Genomic DNA, 19,916 nt, shown 5'->3' with positions numbered 1-19,916 from the left:
TCAACCAGGAGCAACCATGGCAACACTTAAAGATATGAATGTGGCGATTCTTGCGGTCGACGGCTTTGAACAAGTGGAATTGACCGGCCCCCGCCACGCCCTGCAAGCAGAAGGCGCCCGGACGGTGCTGATTTCCGCCCGGACCGATCCCATCCTGGGCATGCATCATGACAAGCCGGGCGACCGTTTCCCGGTCGATCTGACCTTCTTGCAAGCCGCAACGGAACCCGAGCGCTTCGACGCCCTGCTGCTGCCGGGCGGCGTGATCAATGCCGACGAAATTCGCATGCATCCCAAAGCGCAGGAATTCGTGCAGGCGATGTTCCAGGCCGACAAACCGGTGGCGGTCATCTGCCACGGCCCCTGGCTGCTGATTTCCGCGGGCGTGGTGAAGGGCCGGAAGATGACGAGCTGGCCGTCGCTGCAAGACGATTTGCGCAACGCGGGCGCCCAATGGGTTGACGAAGCCGTCGTCGTCGACCGGACCCTGGTCTCCAGCCGCAAGCCGGACGATATCCCGGCTTTCAATCAGGCGTTCATCACTCTGCTGCGGGAGGCACGGCGCTGACTTGATTTGCCGTCGGGATGGCGCCTCGGGCCGCGACGGGCATTGTTGCCATTGCGGCAACACGGTGGTCCCTTGGCCGGGTCTTCTGCGGATCTTCGCGCGGACCTACGATTTGGGCGTTGTCCTAGCATGCGCCGCGTCTGGCCCGCCGCCAGGCCACGCCCACCCATCTCGAGGAAGTCACCATGAGTCAACGTCTGAACGCCTTTGCCCAATCGCCCCAGCTCTTCAAGAAATTCGTCGAATTCGGCATGCTGTTGAAGTCCGGGGCGATCGAGCAGCCGATCCTGAGCCTGGTCGAGATCCGCGCCTCGCAAATTAATGGCTGCGGCTTCTGCCTGGACATGCACGTGAAAGAAGCCAAGATCCGTGGCGAACGCGAACTGCGCCTGCACCACGTCGCGATCTGGCGCGAATCCACTGAATTCTCGCCGCGTGAGCGCGCCTGCCTGGCCTGGACCGAGGCCCTGACGACGCTGGGCGCGCACGGCGTGCCCGACGAAATCTATGAGCGGGTGCGGGCCGAGCTGTCCGAAAAGGAAATCTCGGACCTCAGCTTCGCCATCATGGCCATCAATGGCTGGAACCGCCTGAATGTGGCTTTCCGCACCGTCCCCGGTTCGGCCGATAAGGCCTATGGCCTGGACAAAGCCCAGTTCAACTAAGGAATCGCCATGAAAATCCTCGTCATCGGCGGTACGGGCCTGATCGGCTCCAAACTCGTCAAGCTCCTTATCGAACGCGGCCACGACGCCATTGCCGCATCGCCCGCCACCGGTGTGAACACGATCACGGGCGAAGGGCTGGACGACGCGCTGGCGGGCGTCGACACGGTCGTCGACGTAGCCAATTCCCCGTCGTTCGAAGACAAGGCCGTGCTGGAGTTCTTCCAAGTATCAGGCCGCAACCTGCTGGCAGCCGAAGCCCGCGCCGGCGTGCGCCACCATGTGGCGCTTTCCGTGGTGGGCACCCACCGTCTGGCCGAAAGCGGGTACTTCCGAGGCAAGATCGCCCAGGAGCAACTGATCACCGCCGCCGGTATCCCCTACACCATCGTTCACAGCACCCAGTTCTTTGAATTCCTGGGCGGCATTGTGCAATCGGGCGCCCAGGGTGACGACGTGCGGCTGTCGCCCGCCTTTGTGCAGCCGATTGCGTCCGACGATGTGGCCCTGGCCATGGCCGACGCCACGTTGGCGGCGCCGGTGAACGGCACGGTGGAAATCGCCGGACCCGAACGCGTGCGCCTGGCCGAACTGGTGCAACGCTACCTGCGCAAAACCGGCGACGCACGCTTGGTGCGCGCAGACCCCGGCGCACGCTATTTCGGCGCCTTGCTTGACGACGACACGCTGGTTCCGGGCCCCAATCCCCGCCTGGGCAAGATCGACTTCGACACCTGGTTCAGCCAATCGGGCGCGAAAAAGTAGCCGCACGAGTGCTTTCATGCGCAAACTGCAGCCCCCTCCCCTGACGCTCCTGGACAAGTACCGCGGGCGGGAATTCCTTCCCTTGTACACGACCAGCGTGACGGTGCGCGGCGGCGAGGCCGCGCACGGCCGCGCTTCTGGCATTGCCATTTCAGATGATGGCGAACTGCTCGTGGAATTGCGGCTGCCAGTCGAAATGGGGGGAACGGGCGGCGGAACCAACCCCGAACAACTGTTCGCGGCCGGCTATGCGGCGTGCTTTCACGGCGCGTTAAGCATGTTGGCCGCGCGCGCCGGCCTTTCCATCCCGGATGCCTCGGTGACGGCCACGGTCTCGTTCGGCCGCGACCCCGTCGACGGTCTGTTCTCGGTGACGGCCAACGTCAACATCCACCTGCCCGGCGTGACCAAGGCCGTGGCCGAAGAGCTGGTGCGCAACACCGAACGCCTGTGCCCGTATTCCAAGATGGCGCAGAACGGAATCGAAAGCGTGGTGGTGCTGACGCAATAGCGGCTTACGCCCGCTTCAGCAGCAGGCTATCCAGCGTCTGCAGATCCCGTGCGCGGATGCCTTCGGTCATGTAGTCGATGAAGACGCGCATGCGGGCCGGCAGGTGCTCGCGGCTGAGGAAGCACAGATAATGCCCGCGGTCGTCCGGCGCGTATTGGGGCAGGCAGGCGACCAGGCTGCCCGCGCGCAAGTGATCGCACACCTGATAACCCGCCATCTGCGCGATACCGTGGCCATCCAGCACGGTTTGCAGCACCAGATCGGCGTCGTTGAACGTCAGCATGGCGGGCGGCGCAACCTTGCGCAGCTGGCCGTTTACCTTGAATTCCCATTCGTAGACGCGTCCCGACGCGAACAGGAAGTTCACGCAACGATGGTTGGAGATTTCCTCCACGCTGTCCGGCAAACCCTGTTTGGCCGCGTATGCGGGCGACGCGCACAGCATCATCTGCATGGGGATCACCTTCTTGGCGATCACGCGGCTGTCTTCCATGCGGCCGTTGCGGAACGACACGTCGACGCGGTCCGTGGTGAAGTCGGTGGGTCCGTCATCAAGCAACAGCTCGACCGAGATGTTCGGGTAGGCCTCGCGAAACCCGTTCAGCAGCGGCGCGACGACTTTGCGGCCGAAGCCGACCGTGGCGCACACGCGCAATAGCCCCGAGGGCGGGCCCTCGCGCAGGTCGCGCATGTCGTCCAGCGCCCGGATGATCCGTTCCACGCCAGGATGGCATTGTTCATAGAAGCGCTTTCCCTCTGCGGTCAGGGACGTGCTGCGCGTGGTGCGGACGAACAGCCGGATGCCAAGCTGGTCTTCCAGCTTTTGCACGCTGCGGCTGACAGCGGACCGGCCGATGCCCAGCCGGTCGCCGGCCTTGGCGAAGTTGCCTTCGACGGCGACGGCGATAAACGCCATGACACCGGCATAGCTGGTGGCGAAGCTGTCGGCCAGGGAATCGGGCCCGTTGGCCGCAGGGAGAGTTGGGACGGGTGTCGGCATGATGGCGGCGTCGCAAAGTAGGTTGATCCTACCGATAAGACGGCGCACCGGGTCGTTTTGTGACATCAAACGCAAAAAAGCTGGCTCTCCCCAGAGGAAGTCCAGCTTCGGAGGCGTTGGCCCCCCGCGCTGCGCGCCAGGCGAGCCGTTATTCGTCCCTATTTAACTAGCGTGAGAACCGGCGCGCCCTGCTTCTTGATCAGGACGACCAGGAACTTGGCCGGCTGCGTCTGGCTGGCATTGCGGCCCACGGTGTGGACGTCGTGCGGGCCTTCATAGAACGTTTGTCCGGGGGTCAGCGTCACTTCCTTGCCCCCTTTCACCTGCATGACGATGCTGCCTTCAAGCACATAGACGAAGCTGTGGGCATCGTGGCGGTGGACGGGATCGACGGCGCCGGGCGGATAGTCGACGACAATCATCTGCGTTTCCTTGCCGGGAAAGTCCGACAGGTCCTTGCGCATCAGGTCCGTGACGATGGCGTCGGCCGGCGTGGCGCCGGAGGCGGCATGGGCAAGCGGGCTCAATAGCGCGCCTGCGGCGACAAAAGGCAACCCGAACTTCAAGATTTTCAACATGGCCAGTCCTTGGCAGCGTGGAGGAACCGCCATCGTAGGAGTGCCGGCCGCAGGGCGGTAGATCCGCGCAGGGGATCACCATGTTGCCCACCATGCACCAACGCGTGCACCAACCGCCGTATCAGCGTTGCGCCAGCGCGGCAGCGATGCGGGCAAGCTTGTCCGGATTGCGCTGCACCAATACGCGCGTCAGGCGTTCACCGTCGGTATCATAGGACTGCACGGATTCAAGCTCGCCATCGACGAAACGCAACAAGGTCCATTGGCCGTTTACCTGGACCACTTCGATGCGCAACGCGTCGCGGAAGCGGCGCTTGCCGGCATAGAACAATTGCGCCAGGCGTTTTCCGCCCACCAGGCTGGCAAAGCTGGAGACCTTGCCGCCGCCATCGCCGATCAACTCGGCGTCGTCGCTCAACAGCGCGTGCAGACCGTGGAAATCGCTGCGTTGCATCGCATCGGCAAAAGCGTTCAGCAGGCGTTGCAACGTCGCGCGGGGCACGGCCTCGCGGGGCTCGCCCTGACGCAACTGCTGCTTGGCCCGCCGCACCAACTGACGGACCGCTGCCTCGGTCTTGTCCAGCGTCAGCGCAATGTCTTCGTAGTCGGCATCGAACACCTCGCGCATCAGAAAGGCCGCCCGGGCATCGGGTGACAGGCGTTCCAGCATGTACAGGAAGGCCACCGACACGTCGTCGGCTTGCTCGTGGATTTGCTCCGGCGTGGCGGGCGCGGCCATCAGCATTGGCTCGGGCAGCCAGACCCCCACGTAATGGTCCCGTTCGGCCTTGGCGACGCGTAGACGGTCGATGGACAGGCGCGTGGTGGCGGTGACCAGCCAGGCTTCGGCATTCTGCACGGCGGCGCGATCGGCGCCGTGCCAACGCAGCCAGGCTTCCTGCACCACGTCTTCCGCCTCGGCGACGGCGCCCAGCATGCGGTAGGCGATGCCGTACAAGCGAGGGCGATGACGCTCAAAGGCGAGCACGGAGTCGGTCATGGAGGGCGTCAACGCCAAGGAAGGCGAACCGGAAGCCAAGTATTCTGCCGCAGCCGCGCGATGACGACAAGCGCAAGTGTGAAGCTTGCCTCCCCATTTTTCCGTACCGGGCCGCACACACTACAGCGCAATGACCGTGGCAGCCAATTCCGGCAGATCGGCGCGGCCCTGCATCTGTTTCAGGTCTCGCTCGATCATGGTGCACAGGCGGCTGATCGGCACATCGTTGGCACTGCCTTCGAAGGGGTTCTCGGTACTTTCGCCGACTTGCTCAAGCGACGTGTAGATCCACGAGATGATCACGCTGAAGGGCACGGCCAGCCACGCCGTCTGGCCCTGCATGAAGCCGTTGATGCTCTGGCCGATCTGATCGAACTGGGCCGTCAGGCCAAAGGGCAATGCCACGCAGAAAGACCGCACGAACAAGGTGTTGATAATCGCGTACTGGCGCGGATAAGGGAAATTCTTGATGCGTTCGGCCTGCCCCTGCAGGTCCAGCAACTCCCTGATGCGACCGTTAAGCTCGGCATACTCCGACGCGCTGATGGCGCCATTGTCCAGCAAGCTTCTGACGGCCCGTCCCTGCAGGGCAAGCAGCTGCGCGGCCTTGTCGTCCACACGCGCCAGCCCCGCCATCTCCTGTGGCGGCAGATACCGCGACAGCGCGGATTCCAGCGATTCGCGGCGTTCCGGAATCACGTATCGGCGTTGGTACTCCGCATTCGGCCGGCTGGACGCGTTTTCCCACACACGGGCTTCGCGCAATTGATAACGCAGCGCGGTCAGCCATGCCAGATGCCGGTCCACCAGCGCGGGGGCCTGGTCCGAATCGCGGGCACAGGATTGGCTGATCACCCCCCAGTAGCGGCTGGTGCTGACAATGTTTGTCCATATCCTTTGCGCTTCGACGGTGCGCGTATACGTCTGCACGTTCTTGAACCCAACCACGAAAGTGGTCGCGGTGCCCAGCAACGACACCACGGACAACGGCAGCGCCAGCCATTTCATGCCGGCAACCTGATAAAGCAGAACCGGGACAAGACCCAGCGCCAACAGGTAATAAATACTCCGCCGCGTCCACACGACAAATTCGGTCAGGCGATACGCTTTTCCCAGATGCACGGTCTCGGTCCTGCGCCCTCAAGCGCCAAGTCAATGCGCGGATAGCCGCGCCTTCGGACGTGCATGGCCTGCATCGTCGGTACGAATGCTAGAACCGCCGCTCGCCCTGCGGTAGCGCCGCGCCGTGACGCATGGTGTTGCCCTGACGGCAACAATCCGGCGAAGACGATTTCGCGAGGCATCAGGGCATTGGTGCGCCCGGCACAACAGCGTGCTTCCCGCTGCGGATCTACCGGGCTCAACGCGCCACGCCTACGATGCCCTCACCCTCCATGCAGAGGCATCAATCCCCCCCGCGACGCGCACCACAACAGGAGTCTTCCCATGAACCGCAACACCTTCACCACCGCCGACGGCACGCAGATCTACTACAAGGATTGGGGCGAAGGCCCGGTCGTCACTTTCTCGCACGGCTGGCCCCTCAACGCGGACGCCTGGGATGGACAAATGCACTTCCTGGCGAGCAATGGCTTTCGCGTCATCGCGCACGACCGGCGCGGCCACGGTCGTTCGTCCCAGCCCTCGTCGGGCAATGACATGAATGGCTACGCCGATGATCTGGCGCAGTTGATCGAGATGCTTGATCTGAAGGCCATCACGATGGTCGGCCACTCCACCGGCGGCGGCGAAGTCGTGCGCTACATCGGCCGCCATGGAACGCGACGCGTCGCCCGAGCCGTGCTGATTGGCGCGGTGCCGCCGGTAATGCTCCGGTCGGCCGCCAACCCCGAAGGCCTGCCGATCGATGTCTTTGACGGCATCCGCGATGGGGTGGCCGGCGACCGCTCCCAGTTCTACAAAGACTTGGCCATTCCCTTCTACGGCGCCAACCGCGATGGCGCCAAGGTCTCGCAAGGGCTGCTGGATCAGTTCTGGATGTGGAGCATGCAGAGCGGCCAGAAGAACGCCTACGAATGCGTCAAGGCCTTCTCTGAAACGGACTTCACGGAAGACCTGAAGCGGGTCGACGTGCCGACCCTGTTCATGCACGGCGAGGACGATCAGATCGTGCCCGTGCACGACGCCGCGAAGAAAGCGGCGCGGCTGGTGAAGAACGCACGGGAAATCTACTACCCCGGCGCGCCGCACGGCCTTACCGCCACCCTGCAGGATCAGGTCAACGCCGACCTGCTTGCCTTTCTCCGCGCGTGACCGCGCGGCCGTTCAAAGCCCCATTCCCTGCCAACTGCCTGGCACACCCCGGCCGGTGAATCCGGCCGCCCTTCAGGAGATACCGCTATGCTTTCCGTAAACCACGCCTTGCCTTCCAGCCCGGTCGCGCCTATCGATCTGGTGCCGTCCCGTTATGCCGTGCGCATAGGCGAAATCGATGCGCTGGTGGTCAGCGATGGCGTGCTGCCGCTGCCCACCTCCACGATGGCCACCAACGTCGACCCCGCCGACCTGGCGGACTGGCTCCGCTACATGTTCATGCCGCCCGACGCGTTCGACTGGCCCCTGAATGTGATGGTGGCTCGCAGCGGCGACCAGACCATCCTGATCGACGCCGGGCTGGGCGGACAATTCCCCGGTTTTCCGCGCGCGGGGCAATTCCCGCAACGCCTGGCGTCAGCCGGCATCGCGCTGGAATCCGTGACGGATGTGATCATCACCCATATGCACATGGATCACGTGGGCGGCTTGCTGGTCGACGACGTGAAGCGGCGCTTGCGCCCCGACGTGCGCATCCATGTCGCCGCGGCGGAAGTCGCATTCTGGACCTCGCCCGATTTCTCCCAAACCGTCATGCCAAATCCCGTGCCGGACGTACTCCGGTCCACCGCCACCAGCTTCTACAACACCTACCGTGACCGTTTGCAGATCTTCGAAGACCGGCATGAAGTGGCTCCGGGCGTGGTGGTCCGGCTTACCGGCGGCCACACGCCCGGACACAGCGTGGTCGACCTGGTATCGGGCGGCGAACGGCTGACCTTTGCCGGCGACGCGATGTTCCCCGTCGCCTTCGATCACCCCGACTGGCATAACGGCTTCGAACACGACCCCGAGAAATCAGCCAAAGTCCGCTTTGGCCTGTTTAACGAACTGGCGCAGAACGGCGGCCTGCTGGTGGCCGCTCATCTGCCGTTCCCCTCCGTCGGCCGCGTAGCGGTCGACGGCGACGCCTTTCGTTGGGTTCCGGTGATCTGGGACTATTGATCGGGTCCACCGCTTAATGGCAGCGCTCTGCCGGCAAGCCGTCGCCAATCGTAAGGGCGTTGGCCTCGGCAACGGAGTCGAATCGCGGTCGGCGGCATCCGCCGCCTTGCCGCATTCCGCCAGGCGGCCTGTCCGGTAGCGCCGGCCTTTGCCAGCCGCGCCAGGCCTAAGTGGCTGACCGCCTCGGGCGCATATTCGACACCATCAAATATAAGAAATAGTTATTTATTTGACCTTCTTACCCGCCATTGGTACATATAGACGCGCAACTGCACTTGGTTCCTGACTATTCTCACTGGAGGATTTTTATGAGCAAGCGAATTGTTGTCGTAGGCGGTGGGGTTGGCGGCACCATGCTGGCCAACCAACTGGTCTCCAAGCTATACCCCGAAGTGTCCCGAGGCGAAGTCAGCGTCACGTTGTTGTCGGACTCCCCCGACCATTACTACAAGCCCGCCTTCATGTATGTGGCCTTCAACCTTTTTTTCCAGGAAGAGTTGAAGCGCCCGGAGCGTTCCCTGCTGCGCCCCGAGATCCATTTCCACGTCGATAAAGTCACGCGGTTTGAGTTCAACAGCCAGGAATTGCTGACGCAACAGGGCAAGCGCTACGGCTATGACTACCTGGTCATCGCCACGGGCTGCATCCCCGCGCCCGAGCGCATAGAAGGCCTGAAGGAAGCCGGCGACCATTTCTACCAGTACGCGCCGGCGCGCCAGTTGGCCAGCCGGCTGTCCAAGATCGACAAAGGCCGGATCTTCGTCAGCGTCACCTTCCCGAAGACGCCGAACGTCCCCCACCAATGCGGCATCGCGCCGATTGAAACCACCCTGATGCTGGACGACTACTTGCGCCGTCGCGGCGTGCGCGACAAAGTCGAAATCGTCTACACCTACCCCACCACATCGCAACTCTTGCGCAACTGCCTGTTCTTGCAGCAGCCCACTTGCGAGGTGCTGCCCGCCATCTTCGAGCAACGCGGCATCAAGTTCCAGCGCGGCTTCACGCTGGCGCGCGTGGACCCGGAGGCACGCGTCGCGTATTCCGCGGAAGGCGGCGAGCAGCCGTTCGACATCCTGATGGCGACGCCGCCGATACGCGCCGTCGACGCCGTGCTGGAGTCGGGCGTGTCCCAGGCAGAGGACAACGAGGGTTGGCTGCCGACAGACCACGAGACAATGCAGGTCTACGGGTTGCAGAATGTCTACGTCATCGGCGATACGGTGGACCTGCCGGTCAGCAAAGCGGGCGGCTCGTGCCACAACCAGGCGCCCGTCATCGCCAACAACATCGCGGGCGAAATCCGCCTGGGCCACCCTTGCAGCGCCTACGAAGGCCGTGTGCAGGCCGTTGCCCAGATGGGTCTGAACGCGGGCATGCCCCTCTGGTACGACTACACCCATGACGTGCAGCCCACCCCTCCCACCAAACTGGGCGGGCTGCTTCGGCATGGATTCAACCGGGGGCTGTACTGGGCGGTCGCAAGGGGAATGCTATGAACATGAATACCCATGATGAAACACTGCAGGCGCTGGCCGGCAAGCTGCGTCCGCTTGTCGACAGCCAACGGCTGGACAACATCGTCGACCTGATCTCGCTGACTTCCGACCTGGTGGACCTGCTGGATCAGCCGATGGTGGAAAAGCTTGGGTTGCTGTCCGAGCAAGCGGCGGGCGCCGCATGGACAGCCGCCAACAGCGTGCGCGCCGCCCATGCGCAAACGCTGGCAGAAACGCATCCGCCCAGCCTGATGGGTTTGCTGGCGCTGCTGCGTGACGAGGACACGCGACGGGGAGTGGCGCTGGTGCTGCGCTCGCTGCAAAGCGTGGGGCGGCAGATGGGCGCGCAGCGGGCCGATTACGCCAACTCCTGACGCAGCGCACGACTGACGAAAAAAACCCGGCATTGCTGCCGGGATTTTTCATGCGCCACCGCTTACTGCAAGGTTCGGGTGAACACGAATTCGCCATCCCGCCAATCCACCGGCACCACGTCGCGGGGGCCGAACTTGCCCTCCAGGATCAGGCGCGCCACCGGGTTTTCGATCTGCTGCTGGATCGCACGCTTCAAGGGGCGCGCGCCAAACACGGGATCGAACCCGGAACGGGCCAGTTCCGCCAACGCCGGCTCGGTGACTTCCAGCCGCATTTCCTGCTTCTCCAGGCGCGCGCCAAGACGGCGCAGCTGGATGCGGGCGATGGACTCGATGTGCTGGGCCTCAAGACCGTGGAACACGACCACTTCGTCGATGCGGTTCAGGAACTCGGGCCGCAGGGTCTGCTTGAGTTCGCCCCACACCACTTCCTTGACCACGTCGTAGGGCTGGCCGGCCAGGCTCTGGATGTGATGCGAACCCAGGTTCGACGTCATCACGATCACCGTGTTGCGGAAGTCCACCGTGCGGCCCTGGCCATCGGTCAGACGCCCGTCGTCCAGCACTTGCAGCAGCACGTTGAACACGTCCGGATGGGCCTTTTCGACTTCATCCAGCAAGATCACGCTGTACGGCTTGCGGCGCACGGCTTCGGTCAGGTAACCGCCCTCTTCGTAGCCCACGTATCCGGGCGGCGCGCCGATCAGCCGCGCCACCGAGTGCTTCTCCATGAATTCGCTCATGTCGATGCGGATCAGGTGCTCTTCGGAGTCGAACATGAATTCGGCCAACGCACGCGTCAACTCGGTCTTGCCCACGCCGGTCGGCCCCAGGAACAGGAACGAACCGTAGGGCCGCGCCGGGTCCGCCAGACCGGCACGCGAACGCCGGATGGCGTCGGAGACCAGCCGCACGGCTTCGTCTTGGCCCACCACGCGCTTGTGCAGGAATTCTTCCATGTGCAGCAGCTTCTCGCGTTCGCCCTGCATCATCTTGGACACCGGAATGCCCGTTGCGCGCGACACGACCTCGGCGATTTCTTCGGCGCCGACGCGGGTGCGCAGCAAGCGCGGGCGCGTTTCGTCGCCCTCGGCATTTTCAGCGGCCTGCGCGGCGCCAACTTCGGCGGCCTTCAGGCGCGATTCCAAGTCCGGCAGCTTGCCGTATTGCAGCTCGGCCAATTTGTCGAACTGCCCCTTGCGCTGCAATTCGGCCATTTCGGCGCGCACGCTGTCGATCTCTTCCTTGATGGCCTGCGTGCCTTGTACCGCGGCCTTCTCGGCCTTCCAGATTTCCTCGAAGTCGTTGTATTCGCGTTGCAGCTTTTCCAGTTCGTCTTCAATGACGCCCAGGCGGCGCTTGGACGCGTCGTCGGTTTCCTTCTTGACGGCTTCGCGTTCGATCTTCAGCTGGATGATGCGGCGGTCCAGCTTGTCCATCACTTCCGGCTTGGAATCGATTTCCATGCGGATGCGCGCGCCGGCCTCGTCGATGAGGTCGATCGCTTTGTCGGGCAGGAAGCGGTCGGTGATGTAGCGGTGCGACAGCTCGGCCGCGGCCACGATGGCCGGGTCGGTGATCTCGACGCCGTGGTGGATCTCATAGCGTTCCTGCAGCCCGCGCAGGATGGCGATGGTGGATTCCACATCCGGTTCGTCGACCAGCACTTTCTGGAAACGCCGCTCCAGCGCCGCGTCCTTTTCGATGTACTTGCGGTATTCGTCCAGCGTGGTGGCGCCGATGCAATGCAGCTCGCCGCGCGCAAGCGCCGGCTTGAGCATGTTGCCCGCGTCCATCGCGCCTTCGGCCTTGCCCGCGCCGACCATGGTGTGCAGCTCGTCGATGAAAACGATGTTGCTGCCGTCGTCCTGACCCAGCTCTTTCAGCACGGCCTTCAGGCGCTCTTCGAATTCGCCGCGGAACTTGGCGCCCGCCAGCAGCGCGGCCAGGTCCAGCGACAGCACACGCTTGCCGCGCAGGCTCTCGGGCACTTCGTCATTGACGATGCGCTGCGCCAGGCCTTCGACGATGGCGGTCTTGCCCACGCCGGGCTCGCCGATCAGGACGGGATTGTTCTTCGTGCGGCGCTGCAGGATCTGGATGGTGCGGCGGATCTCGTCGTCGCGGCCGATCACGGGATCAAGCTTGCCCTGGCGGGCGCGCTCGGTCAGGTCCATGGTGTACTTGGACAGCGCTTCGCGGTTGGATTCGCCTTCGGCGCCGGACACGTTTTCGCCGCCGCGCACGGCGTCGACCGCGGCCTCGAGGGCCTTTTTCTGCAGGCCCGCTTCACGCAGGATGCGGCCGGCCTCGCCCTTGTCGTCGGCCAGCGCCAGCAGGAACAGTTCGCTGGCGATATAGGTGTCGCCACGGCGGGCGGCTTCCTTGTCGGTGCGGGTCAGCACCGCGTTCAGGTCGCGGCCGACCTGCACATTGTCGTCGCCCTGCACTTGCGGCAGCGACTTCATCGCGCTTTCCAGGGCGGGTTGCAGGCGGTTGACCGCCACGCCGGCGCGCGCCAGCAGGCTGCCTGCGCCGCTGTCCGCGTCGGACAGCAAGGCGGAGAGCACGTGGATGGGCTCGATATAGGGATGGTCGTTGCGGGCGGCCAGGCTTTGGGCGTCCGCCAGGGCTTGCTGGAACTTGGTGGTAAGTTTGTCGAATCGCATGATGGTCGTTTGGCTTGTTGGGGAGCCTGACCGATACGTGCCGGCTGGCTCGATATCCTGAATATGCGGCCGGATGAGAGAATTTCAACACCATCCGGCAACTTGTTTTGCTACGCCGTGCAGCACAATCCGATCTATGAGCATATACGTTTTTGTCTATGGCACCCTACGCGCCGGCGAAATCAATGACCTGGCGCAAGCCGCCGCCAAACAAGGCCTGCCCGCCCCTCGGCCGGTGGGCACGGCGACGGTGCCCGGCATGCTGGTGGACTTCGGCGATTGGCCGGGGCTGATCCCGGTGGCGGACGGACGCCGCGTGCGCGGCGAGGTCTACGAAGTAACGCCGGCGTTCATCGCGCTGATGGACGAGATCGAGGAATACGTGCCCGGCCAGGCTGGCTGCTTTGTGCGCCGCGAAATCGTCGCGCGCCTGGATCCAACACCCCCAGGCCCCCCTGAAATCCGCTGCCAGTACTACCCCATCGACCCGGCGTGGCGAGGCGCCGCCACCGATATCGCCGGCGAAGACTGGATCGCGCATCGGCACGGCCGGGCAACCCGCGGAACCCCGTAAGACGGCCGTAGTAACAACGGACTACAATAGCCGCTGTCTTCACGCTTCACACCCGTTTCGCCCCCCCTGGCTGGCGACGGGCTCTATAGAGGTCATCGTATGCAAAAACGGGTTCCCGTCGCCCCTGATGGCGCCCACTGTTCCACATGCATGTTGGGACACGTGTGCGTGCCCGTGGGAATGGCCGCCGCCGAAGTGGAAAAACTGGACGAGCTGGTGAAAGAGCGTGTCCGCCTGGAAAAGGGCAAGACGCTGTATTCGCTGGATCACCCGCTTGATGCCGTCTACAGCGTGCGCTTCGGCAGCATCAAGACCCAGTTGGAAGACGCAACCGGCCAGATCCAGGTCACCGGCTTTCATCTGCCCGGCGAAATCGTCGGCATGGACGGCATGCTGGACGGCAAGCACGTGTCGGCCGCCGTCGCGCTGGAAGACTCGGAAGTCTGTGTCATCCGCCTGGCCGACGTCGACCGCGTGGCCGCGCACCTGCCGTCGCTGCAACAGCAGTTCCGGCGCCTGATGAGCCGCGAGATCACGCGTTCGCACCAGATGCTGGCATCGCTGGGTTCCATGCGTTCCGAACAGCGTCTGGCGGCCTTCTTGCTGAACCTGTCGCAGCGGTATGCCTCGCTGGGTTATTCGTCGACCGAATTCGTGCTGCGCATGAGCCGCGAGGAAATCGGCAATTACCTTGGCTTGACGCTGGAAACGGTCAGCCGGCTGTTCTCGCGTTTTGCGCGCGAAGGCCTGATCAAGATCAACCAGCGCGAAGTCCGTATTCTGGATCTGCCTGCGCTCAAGCAACTGCTGGGCCTCGAGATCTGCTGACGTCACGCCGCGCCATGCGCCGCGCCTTTGCTTCTTCCGCGCCCGATCAGCCGACGCCCGCTTGCGCGCGCCGCTTCTCCGGGCGCCGCCTGGGCGCCGCGCTGGCGTTGGCCGGCACGCTTGCACCGTGCGGCCTGCACGCCCAGACGCCGCTGCCTGCCCCCTACGATTACGACGAAACCGTTCCCGCGCCCAAACGCGCCACGCCGTTGCACTGGCAGGCCGTTGAACTGGGCAAGCCGGGGCATCGGTACAAGATGCCGGTTTATGCTAACCGCAACCTGTCCCGGGACGACCTGCGCGATATCAAGCAGGTCTTGATCATGATCCATGGCGTGAAGCGCGACGCCGACCGCTATTTCGACACCGCCACCGGCCTGCTTGCGCAGAACCCGGACCGGGCGCGCGACACGCTGGTCCTGGCGCCGCGCTTTCCCGGATCCATCGATTCGGGATTCGGTGGCATGGCCGCGTGGCGCAAAGCCAGCTGGGAAGACGGCGAGGAAAGCATCCAGGCCACCGGACGGCCAGCCCCGGTCACCTCGTTCCAGGTGCTGGACGACCTGTTGCGCAGCCTGGACGACCGCAAGCGCCTGCCCGCCCTGGCCAACATCGTGCTGGCCGGGCACTCCGCAGGCGGGCAGCTGGTGCAACGCTATGCCGTGCTGAACAACACCGACGGCCCCCTGCGGCGCGACGGACTGGCGCTGCGCTACGTGGTCGCCAACCCCTCGTCGTACCTGTACCTGACCAACGAGCGCCCGCGCGCCGACGGCAAAGGCTATGCGCCCTACGAACGCGGCATCTGCCCCACCTACAACCAGTACAAGTACGGCACGGACAAGCTGCCGGCCTACGCGCGCGAAACGGACGATACGCGGCTCTTCATCCGCTATGCCGCCCGCGACGTGACCTACCTGCTGGGCGGGGCCGACAACAACCCCGAACACCGCCTGCTGGACAAAACCTGCGGCGCCGAGGCGCAAGGCGCCACCCGGCTGGCCCGCGGCACCGCCTACGTGCAATACGAATACCAATTGGCGGCCCGTGGCCCCAAGCCCGTGCCGCTACACCGCAACAGCTTCGAGGTTGGCGGCGTCGGCCACGACAACAAGGGCATGTTCGGGTCCGTGTGCGGCGCCCGAGCCTTGCTGGGCAGCAGTGCCCAGGTGGGCGACCGGGCGGCCGCCTGCGACATCATCAAGCCGCGCGGCAAATAGCCCACCATTTCTTCGGCGTGGCGGGCGCGGCGCCCGCCATCGCCCTGTTCTTCAAGCAGCAAGACACGATTGACCTAGGGAAATTCCCAATGTAGCCAGCTTGACGCTGGCCATTTTTCGGGCCGATACTTAACCTTATGGTTAACTTAAACGACGATACATTGGACAGCCTGTTTTCCGCCTTGGCCGACGGCACGCGGCGGCGGGTACTGGCCGATCTGGAACGGGGCACGGCGTCGGTCAGCGACCTGGCCCGCCCCCACGCCATGTCGCTTCCCGCCTTCATGAAGCATCTGCGCGTGCTGGAAGACGCCGGGCTCATCGCCCGCGCCAAGGATGGCCGCGTCGTCAGTTGCACGCTATCGCCCGAACCGATGCGGGCGGCGTCCGACTGGCTGGCGCGCTACGAGAAATTCTGGAACGGCCAACTGGATTCGCTGGCCCGGTACCTGTACCACGACGAGGAGATCCACCCATGTCCACCGACCCCATCGAACTCCGCCTTACCCGGCGCTTCGCCGCCCCCGTCGACCGCGTCTGGCGCGCCTGGACGGACCCGCAAGCGCTGATGCGCTGGTTCGGCCCCGCCGGCACGCGGCAAGTGCTGGTAGCCGACACCGATGTGCGCGTGGGCGGCGCCTACCAGGTGGGCTTCGTCACGGAAGACGGGCAGTCGCACTACGCCAGCGGCGAGTACCGCGAGGTGCAGCCGCTGCGCCGGCTGGTCTTTACCTGGGCCTGGCGCGACACCCCCCAGGAAGGGTCGCTGATCACGCTGGAATTCGCTCCCTCGCAGGGCGGCACCGAACTGGCCTTCCTGCAAACTCCGTTTGTCGACCAGGCAACCCGCGACAGCCACGAGAACGGCTGGGCAGGCGCGATGGACCGGCTGGCGGACCATCTGGCAAACGAGGCGTGAACCGCCCGTTTGCCGCCCGGGCCCCGCCGGCCCCCATGCAAAGGAGTCGCACCATGCAAACCCCACATCCCGTCGTTTCCCGTCCGCAATGGGACGCCGCCCGTCAGGCCCTGCTAGACCGTGAAAAAGCCATGACGCGGGCCCAGGACGCCCTGGCCCGTGACCGGCTCGAACTGCCATGGGTGCGGGTGGACAAGCCCTACCAATTCCAAAGCGCCAGCGGTCCCCTCGGACTGGCTGACTTGTTCGCCGGCAAACGCCAATTGATCCTTTATCACTTCATGTACGGCCCGGATTGGGACGAAGGCTGCGTAGGCTGTTCGTTCCTGGCCGATCACCTGGACAGCGCCCTGACGCATTTGCGCCATCACGACGTATCGGTGGTGGCGGTGTCGCGCGCGCCGCTGGCCAAGCTGGACGCCTTCAAACGGCGCATGGGTTGGCGCTTCGATTGGTTCTCGTCCGAGGGCTGCGACTTCAACTTCGACCTCCATGCCTCGGTGCCGCGGGCCGATGGCAGCGTGGAGGAACGCTCGGGCGCCAGCGCGTTCTTCCACGATCCCGACGGCGAGATTTTCCACACCTACTCGGCCTTCGAACGCGGCGTGGAACGCTTGGTCGGCGCGTACAACTATCTGGATTTCGCGCCGCTGGGCCGCAATGAAACCGGCCCGCACTTCAACCTGGGCGACTGGGTCCGCCACCATGACCGGTACGACGACGCGTCCAAGGCGTGCCACGCCTGCGCCTGACGGCGCGCGCGCCATGGCGGCGCTGTGGTTCGCCTGCCTGGCGGCCATGGCGGTGGGGCTATGGATCGACACCCGCTTGACGCCCGCGGCGCTGTTGGCCAGCGAATGCGGCGCGCCGGGCGGGCTGCTGGACATGGCAAGGCGGCACGGCGCCCTGATGCCCGCCAGCAGCGCCGCGATGGCTTTGGCTGCGCTGGCGCCATGGCCGGCGGGACGGGCGTCCGCCCCACCGCTTGCGCAACGCTTGGTCTGCGCATTGGCGATGGCGGTCGGAATGGTGTTGGGCGCGCGGCTGGGCGTGATGGCGGCGCTTCCATTGGGCGCGTCGCCCTTTGGCGGCATGGCGCTGGGCATGGCGGCCGGCATGGCCGTTGGGCTGTTGCCGGTTTTTGCCTTTAGCGCCGCGCGCCGGTAAGGGGCCGGGCCACGGCCGGTGTGGCGGGCGCGGTGTCGATCAACGCCGCCAGGGGCGCCTGGATCTCGAGGGCCGAGGTGGCGTGCGCCACGCAAGGCAGGATCCACCCTTCTTCCTTCTCGTCGCGCGACAGGCCGGGCCATTCGATGCCATAGGCTACCGAGCCTTCAAGCATCAGGCACATGCAGGCACGGCAGGTGCCGTTGCGGCACGAGCTGGGCAGCTTGATGCCTGCCGCCTGCGCCGCCAGCAAGACGGATGTGCCGGCATCGGCGTCGAAACGCAGGCCGGCGGGTTGGACCAGGACCGGGAACGCGGGCATGTCAGCCGGCGTTGTCCTGCCAGTCCAGCTGCCATGCGCCAGACAGCACATTTTGCATCCACAGCACGCAGGTCAGCGTCTTGGCATCGGTCACTTCGCCCTTGCTGCACGCTGCCAGCAATTCGGCGGGATCCGCGCTGATCACGTCCAGGAATTCGTCTTGATCGAGTTGGCGCGGACCGGCGCGCAAGCCGCGCGCGAAGAAGATGTGGATGATCTCGGTGGAATAGGCGATAGCCAGATGCAAGGCGCCCGCATGGGCCCATTGGTCGGCGGTATAGCCGGTTTCTTCAAGCAGTTCGCGCTTGCCGCAGACCAGCGGGTCTTCGCCCGGGTCCAGCTTGCCGGCCGGAAATTCGGTCATGACGCGCCCGATCGGATAGCGGAACTGGCGTTCAAGCAAGACCCGGCCGTCATCCAGCAAGGGGATCACCACGACCGCGCCGGGATGCACGACGTATTCCCGCACGGCCGTGTTGCCGTTGGGCAGGCTGACGGTGTCCCGGCGGATCTTCAGAAAGCTGCCTTCATAAGGCGCTTCGCTGGTCACCAGGGTTTCAACAAGATGGGTATCGGTCGGGCGGGTCATGAGGGCGCGTCGGGGTCTGGGGTCTTGGAACAGGCAGGCGCCGCAGCGCCTTCGGCAAGCAATGCAGCTTACCATCGCCGACCGGGCGGCCAGCGCCGCGCCCTGCCCCCGCCTGTCAGTCGAATTTGCGGCGGGCGTCCAGCGCCAGGCCAGCGCCGATACTGCCGAACAGGTCGCCTTCCACGCTGCGCGCGCCCGGCACCAGCGCCGACACGGTTTCGCGCAGGCGCGGCACGCGGCTGGAACCGCCGGTGAAAAACACCGTATCCACATGGGCCGTGGTCACGCCGGCGTCGCGCAACAGCGCGCCCACCGTGGTTTCGACCTTTTCGATCAAGCGCCCCACGCAGGCGTCGAACGACGGGCGCGTTACGTCCACCCCCAGTTCCGGCGCGATGCGCGAAAGGTCGATACGGGCCGACGGCGCTTCCGACAGCGCAATCTTGGCCTCTTCCACCTGCACCGCCACCCAGTGGCCCGCGCGTTGCTTGACCAGGTTCAACAGCAGGTCGATCTTCTCGCGGTCGCCGGCTTCGGCGCGAATGTAGGCGAAATGTTCCGCTGCCTTGCGCGTGTAGGCCTGGTTGATGGTGTGCCAGCAGGCCAGGTTGCCGTACTGCGTGGAGGGCACGTCCTTACCGCTGCGCAACTGGCTGCCCAGCCCCAGCAGCGGCATGACGTGCGCCAGGCTCAGTTGCTTGTCGAAATCCACGCCGCCGATATGCACGCCGCCATAGGCCAGGATGTCGTCGCGACGGTCGGCCTTGCCGGCGCGGTCCGGCCCCAACCGGATCAGCGAGAAGTCGGACGTGCCGCCGCCGATGTCGATGACCAGGACCAGCTCTTCGCGGTCGATCTGCGATTCGTAGTCGAATGCGGCAGCCAGCGGTTCGAACTGGAACTCGATGTCGGTGAAGCCGACACTGCGCGCGATTTCGCCCAAGGTGTCTTGGGCGGTCTGGTCGGCCGCGGCGTTGTCGTCCACGAAGAAGACCGGCCGCCCCAGCACGGCACGCGTGAAATCACGGCCCGCGGCCGTTTCAGCGCGACGCTTCAATTCCGCGATGAAACGCGTCAGCAGCACGCGGAATGGGATGGAACGCCCCTGCACTTCCGTCGACCCATCGATCAGCGAACTGCCCAACAGGCTTTTCATCGAACGCATCAAGCGCCCGTCGTAGCCCGCCAGGTAGTCGGAAATGGCCGCGCGGCCATAGCTGACCTCGGCGTCTTCGTCATGGAAAAAAATGGCCGATGGCAAGGTGGTCTTGCCGTCTTCCAGGGCGAGGAGCGCGCGTTGGTCGGGGCGGCTCCAGCCTACGGTGGAGTTGGACGTACCGAAGTCGACGCCGCATGCAGAGGAAATCATGGAGAATTCTGGGGCTTATA

23 protein-coding genes are annotated in these 19,916 nt (G+C 64.8%); 15 read left to right on the top strand and 8 right to left on the bottom strand.

The features are described 5' to 3' along the window. Positions 1–16 precede the first annotated feature (16 nt). From ACI0FO_RS20515 to ACI0FO_RS20500, 4 genes are all read left to right on the top strand, one after another. Positions 17–568 carry a type 1 glutamine amidotransferase domain-containing protein gene (locus tag ACI0FO_RS20515; protein ID WP_416029851.1) on the top strand — a complete coding sequence of 184 codons (552 nt, stop codon included), beginning with the start codon at positions 17–19 and terminating at the stop codon, positions 566–568. Between the two features lie 185 nt (positions 569–753). Beyond that, the gene (locus tag ACI0FO_RS20510) at positions 754–1,233 is read left to right on the top strand and encodes a carboxymuconolactone decarboxylase family protein (RefSeq protein ID WP_416029636.1); all 480 of its coding nucleotides are present in this window, start codon (positions 754–756) and stop codon (positions 1,231–1,233) included. A 9-nt stretch (positions 1,234–1,242) separates the two neighbouring features. Beyond that, positions 1,243–1,998 (top strand): SDR family oxidoreductase, encoded by a 756-nt coding sequence (locus tag ACI0FO_RS20505; RefSeq protein WP_416029634.1) that lies wholly within the window; start codon positions 1,243–1,245, stop codon positions 1,996–1,998. 16 nt (positions 1,999–2,014) lie between these two features. Next, positions 2,015–2,509 carry an Ohr family peroxiredoxin gene (locus ACI0FO_RS20500; protein ID WP_416029632.1) on the top strand — a complete coding sequence of 165 codons (495 nt, stop codon included), beginning with the start codon at positions 2,015–2,017 and terminating at the stop codon, positions 2,507–2,509. 4 nt (positions 2,510–2,513) lie between these two features. Here the strand turns inward: ACI0FO_RS20500 and ACI0FO_RS20495 are convergent, their stop codons facing one another. The 4 genes from ACI0FO_RS20495 to ACI0FO_RS20480 form a co-directional block, all read right to left on the bottom strand. Continuing rightward, positions 2,514–3,509, bottom strand: a complete 996-nt coding sequence (locus tag ACI0FO_RS20495) for a LysR family transcriptional regulator (protein ID WP_416029630.1) — start codon at positions 3,507–3,509, stop codon at positions 2,514–2,516. A gap of 158 nt (positions 3,510–3,667) precedes the next feature. Continuing rightward, positions 3,668–4,087, bottom strand: coding sequence for a cupin domain-containing protein (locus ACI0FO_RS20490; protein ID WP_416029628.1), 420 nt, complete (start codon positions 4,085–4,087; stop codon positions 3,668–3,670). Positions 4,088–4,208: 121 nt separating this feature from the next. Continuing rightward, positions 4,209–5,087 (bottom strand): RNA polymerase sigma-70 factor, encoded by an 879-nt coding sequence (locus tag ACI0FO_RS20485; protein ID WP_416029626.1) that lies wholly within the window; start codon positions 5,085–5,087, stop codon positions 4,209–4,211. A 120-nt stretch (positions 5,088–5,207) separates the two neighbouring features. Beyond that, a complete protein-coding gene (locus tag ACI0FO_RS20480; protein ID WP_416029624.1) occupies positions 5,208–6,209 on the bottom strand; it encodes a bestrophin family protein in 1,002 nt (333 codons plus the stop codon). Between the two features lie 324 nt (positions 6,210–6,533). On the opposite strand from ACI0FO_RS20480, the gene ACI0FO_RS20475 reads away from it, so the two are divergent. The 4 genes from ACI0FO_RS20475 (at position 6,534) to ACI0FO_RS20460 (ending at position 10,239) form a co-directional block, all read left to right on the top strand. After that, positions 6,534–7,361 carry an alpha/beta fold hydrolase gene (locus ACI0FO_RS20475; protein ID WP_416029622.1) on the top strand — a complete coding sequence of 276 codons (828 nt, stop codon included), beginning with the start codon at positions 6,534–6,536 and terminating at the stop codon, positions 7,359–7,361. Positions 7,362–7,448: 87 nt separating this feature from the next. Next, positions 7,449–8,366, top strand: a complete 918-nt coding sequence (locus ACI0FO_RS20470; RefSeq protein ID WP_416029620.1) for an MBL fold metallo-hydrolase — start codon at positions 7,449–7,451, stop codon at positions 8,364–8,366. A 308-nt stretch (positions 8,367–8,674) separates the two neighbouring features. Then, positions 8,675–9,865, top strand: a complete 1,191-nt coding sequence (locus ACI0FO_RS20465; RefSeq protein ID WP_416029618.1) for an NAD(P)/FAD-dependent oxidoreductase — start codon at positions 8,675–8,677, stop codon at positions 9,863–9,865. Next, positions 9,862–10,239, top strand: a complete 378-nt coding sequence (locus ACI0FO_RS20460) for a DUF1641 domain-containing protein (RefSeq protein ID WP_105556420.1) — start codon at positions 9,862–9,864, stop codon at positions 10,237–10,239. The genes ACI0FO_RS20465 and ACI0FO_RS20460 overlap by 4 nt, the downstream gene beginning before the upstream one ends. 62 nt (positions 10,240–10,301) lie before the next feature. Here the strand turns inward: ACI0FO_RS20460 and clpB are convergent, their stop codons facing one another. Next, the gene (clpB, locus tag ACI0FO_RS20455; RefSeq protein ID WP_416029616.1) at positions 10,302–12,908 is read right to left on the bottom strand and encodes an ATP-dependent chaperone ClpB; all 2,607 of its coding nucleotides are present in this window, start codon (positions 12,906–12,908) and stop codon (positions 10,302–10,304) included. Positions 12,909–13,044: 136 nt separating this feature from the next. Between clpB and ACI0FO_RS20450 the strand changes: the two genes are divergently transcribed. From ACI0FO_RS20450 to ACI0FO_RS20420, 7 genes are all read left to right on the top strand, one after another. Beyond that, entirely contained in the window at positions 13,045–13,482 is a 438-nt protein-coding gene (locus ACI0FO_RS20450) for a gamma-glutamylcyclotransferase family protein (RefSeq protein ID WP_416029614.1), read from the top strand. A gap of 99 nt (positions 13,483–13,581) precedes the next feature. Beyond that, a complete protein-coding gene (locus ACI0FO_RS20445) occupies positions 13,582–14,310 on the top strand; it encodes a helix-turn-helix domain-containing protein (protein ID WP_416029612.1) in 729 nt (242 codons plus the stop codon). A 14-nt stretch (positions 14,311–14,324) separates the two neighbouring features. Then, on the top strand, positions 14,325–15,530 hold the full coding sequence (locus ACI0FO_RS20440) for a hypothetical protein (protein WP_416029610.1): 1,206 nt from the start codon (positions 14,325–14,327) through the stop codon (positions 15,528–15,530). Between the two features lie 137 nt (positions 15,531–15,667). Continuing rightward, positions 15,668–16,099 (top strand): ArsR/SmtB family transcription factor, encoded by a 432-nt coding sequence (locus ACI0FO_RS20435; protein WP_416029608.1) that lies wholly within the window; start codon positions 15,668–15,670, stop codon positions 16,097–16,099. Further along, positions 16,006–16,449, top strand: coding sequence for an SRPBCC family protein (locus tag ACI0FO_RS20430; protein WP_416029606.1), 444 nt, complete (start codon positions 16,006–16,008; stop codon positions 16,447–16,449). Before ACI0FO_RS20435 ends, ACI0FO_RS20430 begins: the two co-directional genes overlap by 94 nt. A 53-nt stretch (positions 16,450–16,502) precedes the next feature. Next, positions 16,503–17,201, top strand: a complete 699-nt coding sequence (locus ACI0FO_RS20425; RefSeq protein ID WP_416029604.1) for a DUF899 domain-containing protein — start codon at positions 16,503–16,505, stop codon at positions 17,199–17,201. Next, a complete protein-coding gene (locus tag ACI0FO_RS20420; protein ID WP_416029602.1) occupies positions 17,155–17,616 on the top strand; it encodes a hypothetical protein in 462 nt (153 codons plus the stop codon). The genes ACI0FO_RS20425 and ACI0FO_RS20420 overlap by 47 nt, the downstream gene beginning before the upstream one ends. Here the strand turns inward: ACI0FO_RS20420 and ACI0FO_RS20415 are convergent. The 3 genes from ACI0FO_RS20415 to ACI0FO_RS20405 form a co-directional block, all read right to left on the bottom strand. Further along, the gene (locus tag ACI0FO_RS20415) at positions 17,597–17,938 is read right to left on the bottom strand and encodes a 2Fe-2S iron-sulfur cluster-binding protein (protein ID WP_416029600.1); all 342 of its coding nucleotides are present in this window, start codon (positions 17,936–17,938) and stop codon (positions 17,597–17,599) included. The two genes, ACI0FO_RS20420 and ACI0FO_RS20415, sit on opposite strands and share 20 nt — an antisense overlap. A gap of 1 nt (position 17,939) precedes the next feature. Continuing rightward, positions 17,940–18,527, bottom strand: a complete 588-nt coding sequence (locus ACI0FO_RS20410) for an NUDIX domain-containing protein (RefSeq protein ID WP_416029598.1) — start codon at positions 18,525–18,527, stop codon at positions 17,940–17,942. Between the two features lie 115 nt (positions 18,528–18,642). Next, positions 18,643–19,896 carry an Hsp70 family protein gene (locus ACI0FO_RS20405; RefSeq protein ID WP_416029596.1) on the bottom strand — a complete coding sequence of 418 codons (1,254 nt, stop codon included), beginning with the start codon at positions 19,894–19,896 and terminating at the stop codon, positions 18,643–18,645. Positions 19,897–19,916 lie beyond the last annotated feature (20 nt).

It is taken from the genome of Achromobacter marplatensis (assembly GCF_049060505.1).
Classification (GTDB): domain Bacteria; phylum Pseudomonadota; class Gammaproteobacteria; order Burkholderiales; family Burkholderiaceae_B; genus Achromobacter; species Achromobacter marplatensis_A.
The sequence above is the reverse complement of the archived record's forward strand: the minus strand, read 5'-3'. Positions and strand labels throughout refer to the sequence as shown.

Bases quoted from the DNA above. Each gene is read 5' to 3' on its own strand.
- ACI0FO_RS20515 (WP_416029851.1), top strand. From the start codon at position 17: ATGGCAACACTTAAAGATATGAATGTGGCGATTCTTGCGGTCGACGGC.
- ACI0FO_RS20510 (WP_416029636.1), top strand. From the start codon at position 754: ATGAGTCAACGTCTGAACGCCTTTGCCCAATCGCCCCAGCTCTTCAAG.
- ACI0FO_RS20505 (WP_416029634.1), top strand. From the start codon at position 1,243: ATGAAAATCCTCGTCATCGGCGGTACGGGCCTGATCGGCTCCAAACTC.
- ACI0FO_RS20500 (WP_416029632.1), top strand. From the start codon at position 2,015: ATGCGCAAACTGCAGCCCCCTCCCCTGACGCTCCTGGACAAGTACCGC.
- ACI0FO_RS20495 (WP_416029630.1), bottom strand. From the start codon at position 3,509: ATGCCGACACCCGTCCCAACTCTCCCTGCGGCCAACGGGCCCGATTCC.
- ACI0FO_RS20490 (WP_416029628.1), bottom strand. From the start codon at position 4,087: ATGTTGAAAATCTTGAAGTTCGGGTTGCCTTTTGTCGCCGCAGGCGCG.
- ACI0FO_RS20485 (WP_416029626.1), bottom strand. From the start codon at position 5,087: ATGACCGACTCCGTGCTCGCCTTTGAGCGTCATCGCCCTCGCTTGTAC.
- ACI0FO_RS20475 (WP_416029622.1), top strand. From the start codon at position 6,534: ATGAACCGCAACACCTTCACCACCGCCGACGGCACGCAGATCTACTAC.
- ACI0FO_RS20470 (WP_416029620.1), top strand. From the start codon at position 7,449: ATGCTTTCCGTAAACCACGCCTTGCCTTCCAGCCCGGTCGCGCCTATC.
- ACI0FO_RS20465 (WP_416029618.1), top strand. From the start codon at position 8,675: ATGAGCAAGCGAATTGTTGTCGTAGGCGGTGGGGTTGGCGGCACCATG.
- ACI0FO_RS20460 (WP_105556420.1), top strand. From the start codon at position 9,862: ATGAACATGAATACCCATGATGAAACACTGCAGGCGCTGGCCGGCAAG.
- clpB (WP_416029616.1), bottom strand. From the start codon at position 12,908: ATGCGATTCGACAAACTTACCACCAAGTTCCAGCAAGCCCTGGCGGAC.
- ACI0FO_RS20450 (WP_416029614.1), top strand. From the start codon at position 13,045: ATGAGCATATACGTTTTTGTCTATGGCACCCTACGCGCCGGCGAAATC.
- ACI0FO_RS20445 (WP_416029612.1), top strand. From the start codon at position 13,582: ATGCAAAAACGGGTTCCCGTCGCCCCTGATGGCGCCCACTGTTCCACA.
- ACI0FO_RS20440 (WP_416029610.1), top strand. From the start codon at position 14,325: ATGCGCCGCGCCTTTGCTTCTTCCGCGCCCGATCAGCCGACGCCCGCT.
- ACI0FO_RS20435 (WP_416029608.1), top strand. From the start codon at position 15,668: ATGGTTAACTTAAACGACGATACATTGGACAGCCTGTTTTCCGCCTTG.
- ACI0FO_RS20430 (WP_416029606.1), top strand. From the start codon at position 16,006: ATGTCCACCGACCCCATCGAACTCCGCCTTACCCGGCGCTTCGCCGCC.
- ACI0FO_RS20425 (WP_416029604.1), top strand. From the start codon at position 16,503: ATGCAAACCCCACATCCCGTCGTTTCCCGTCCGCAATGGGACGCCGCC.
- ACI0FO_RS20420 (WP_416029602.1), top strand. From the start codon at position 17,155: ATGACCGGTACGACGACGCGTCCAAGGCGTGCCACGCCTGCGCCTGAC.
- ACI0FO_RS20415 (WP_416029600.1), bottom strand. From the start codon at position 17,938: ATGCCCGCGTTCCCGGTCCTGGTCCAACCCGCCGGCCTGCGTTTCGAC.
- ACI0FO_RS20410 (WP_416029598.1), bottom strand. From the start codon at position 18,527: ATGACCCGCCCGACCGATACCCATCTTGTTGAAACCCTGGTGACCAGC.
- ACI0FO_RS20405 (WP_416029596.1), bottom strand. From the start codon at position 19,896: ATGATTTCCTCTGCATGCGGCGTCGACTTCGGTACGTCCAACTCCACC.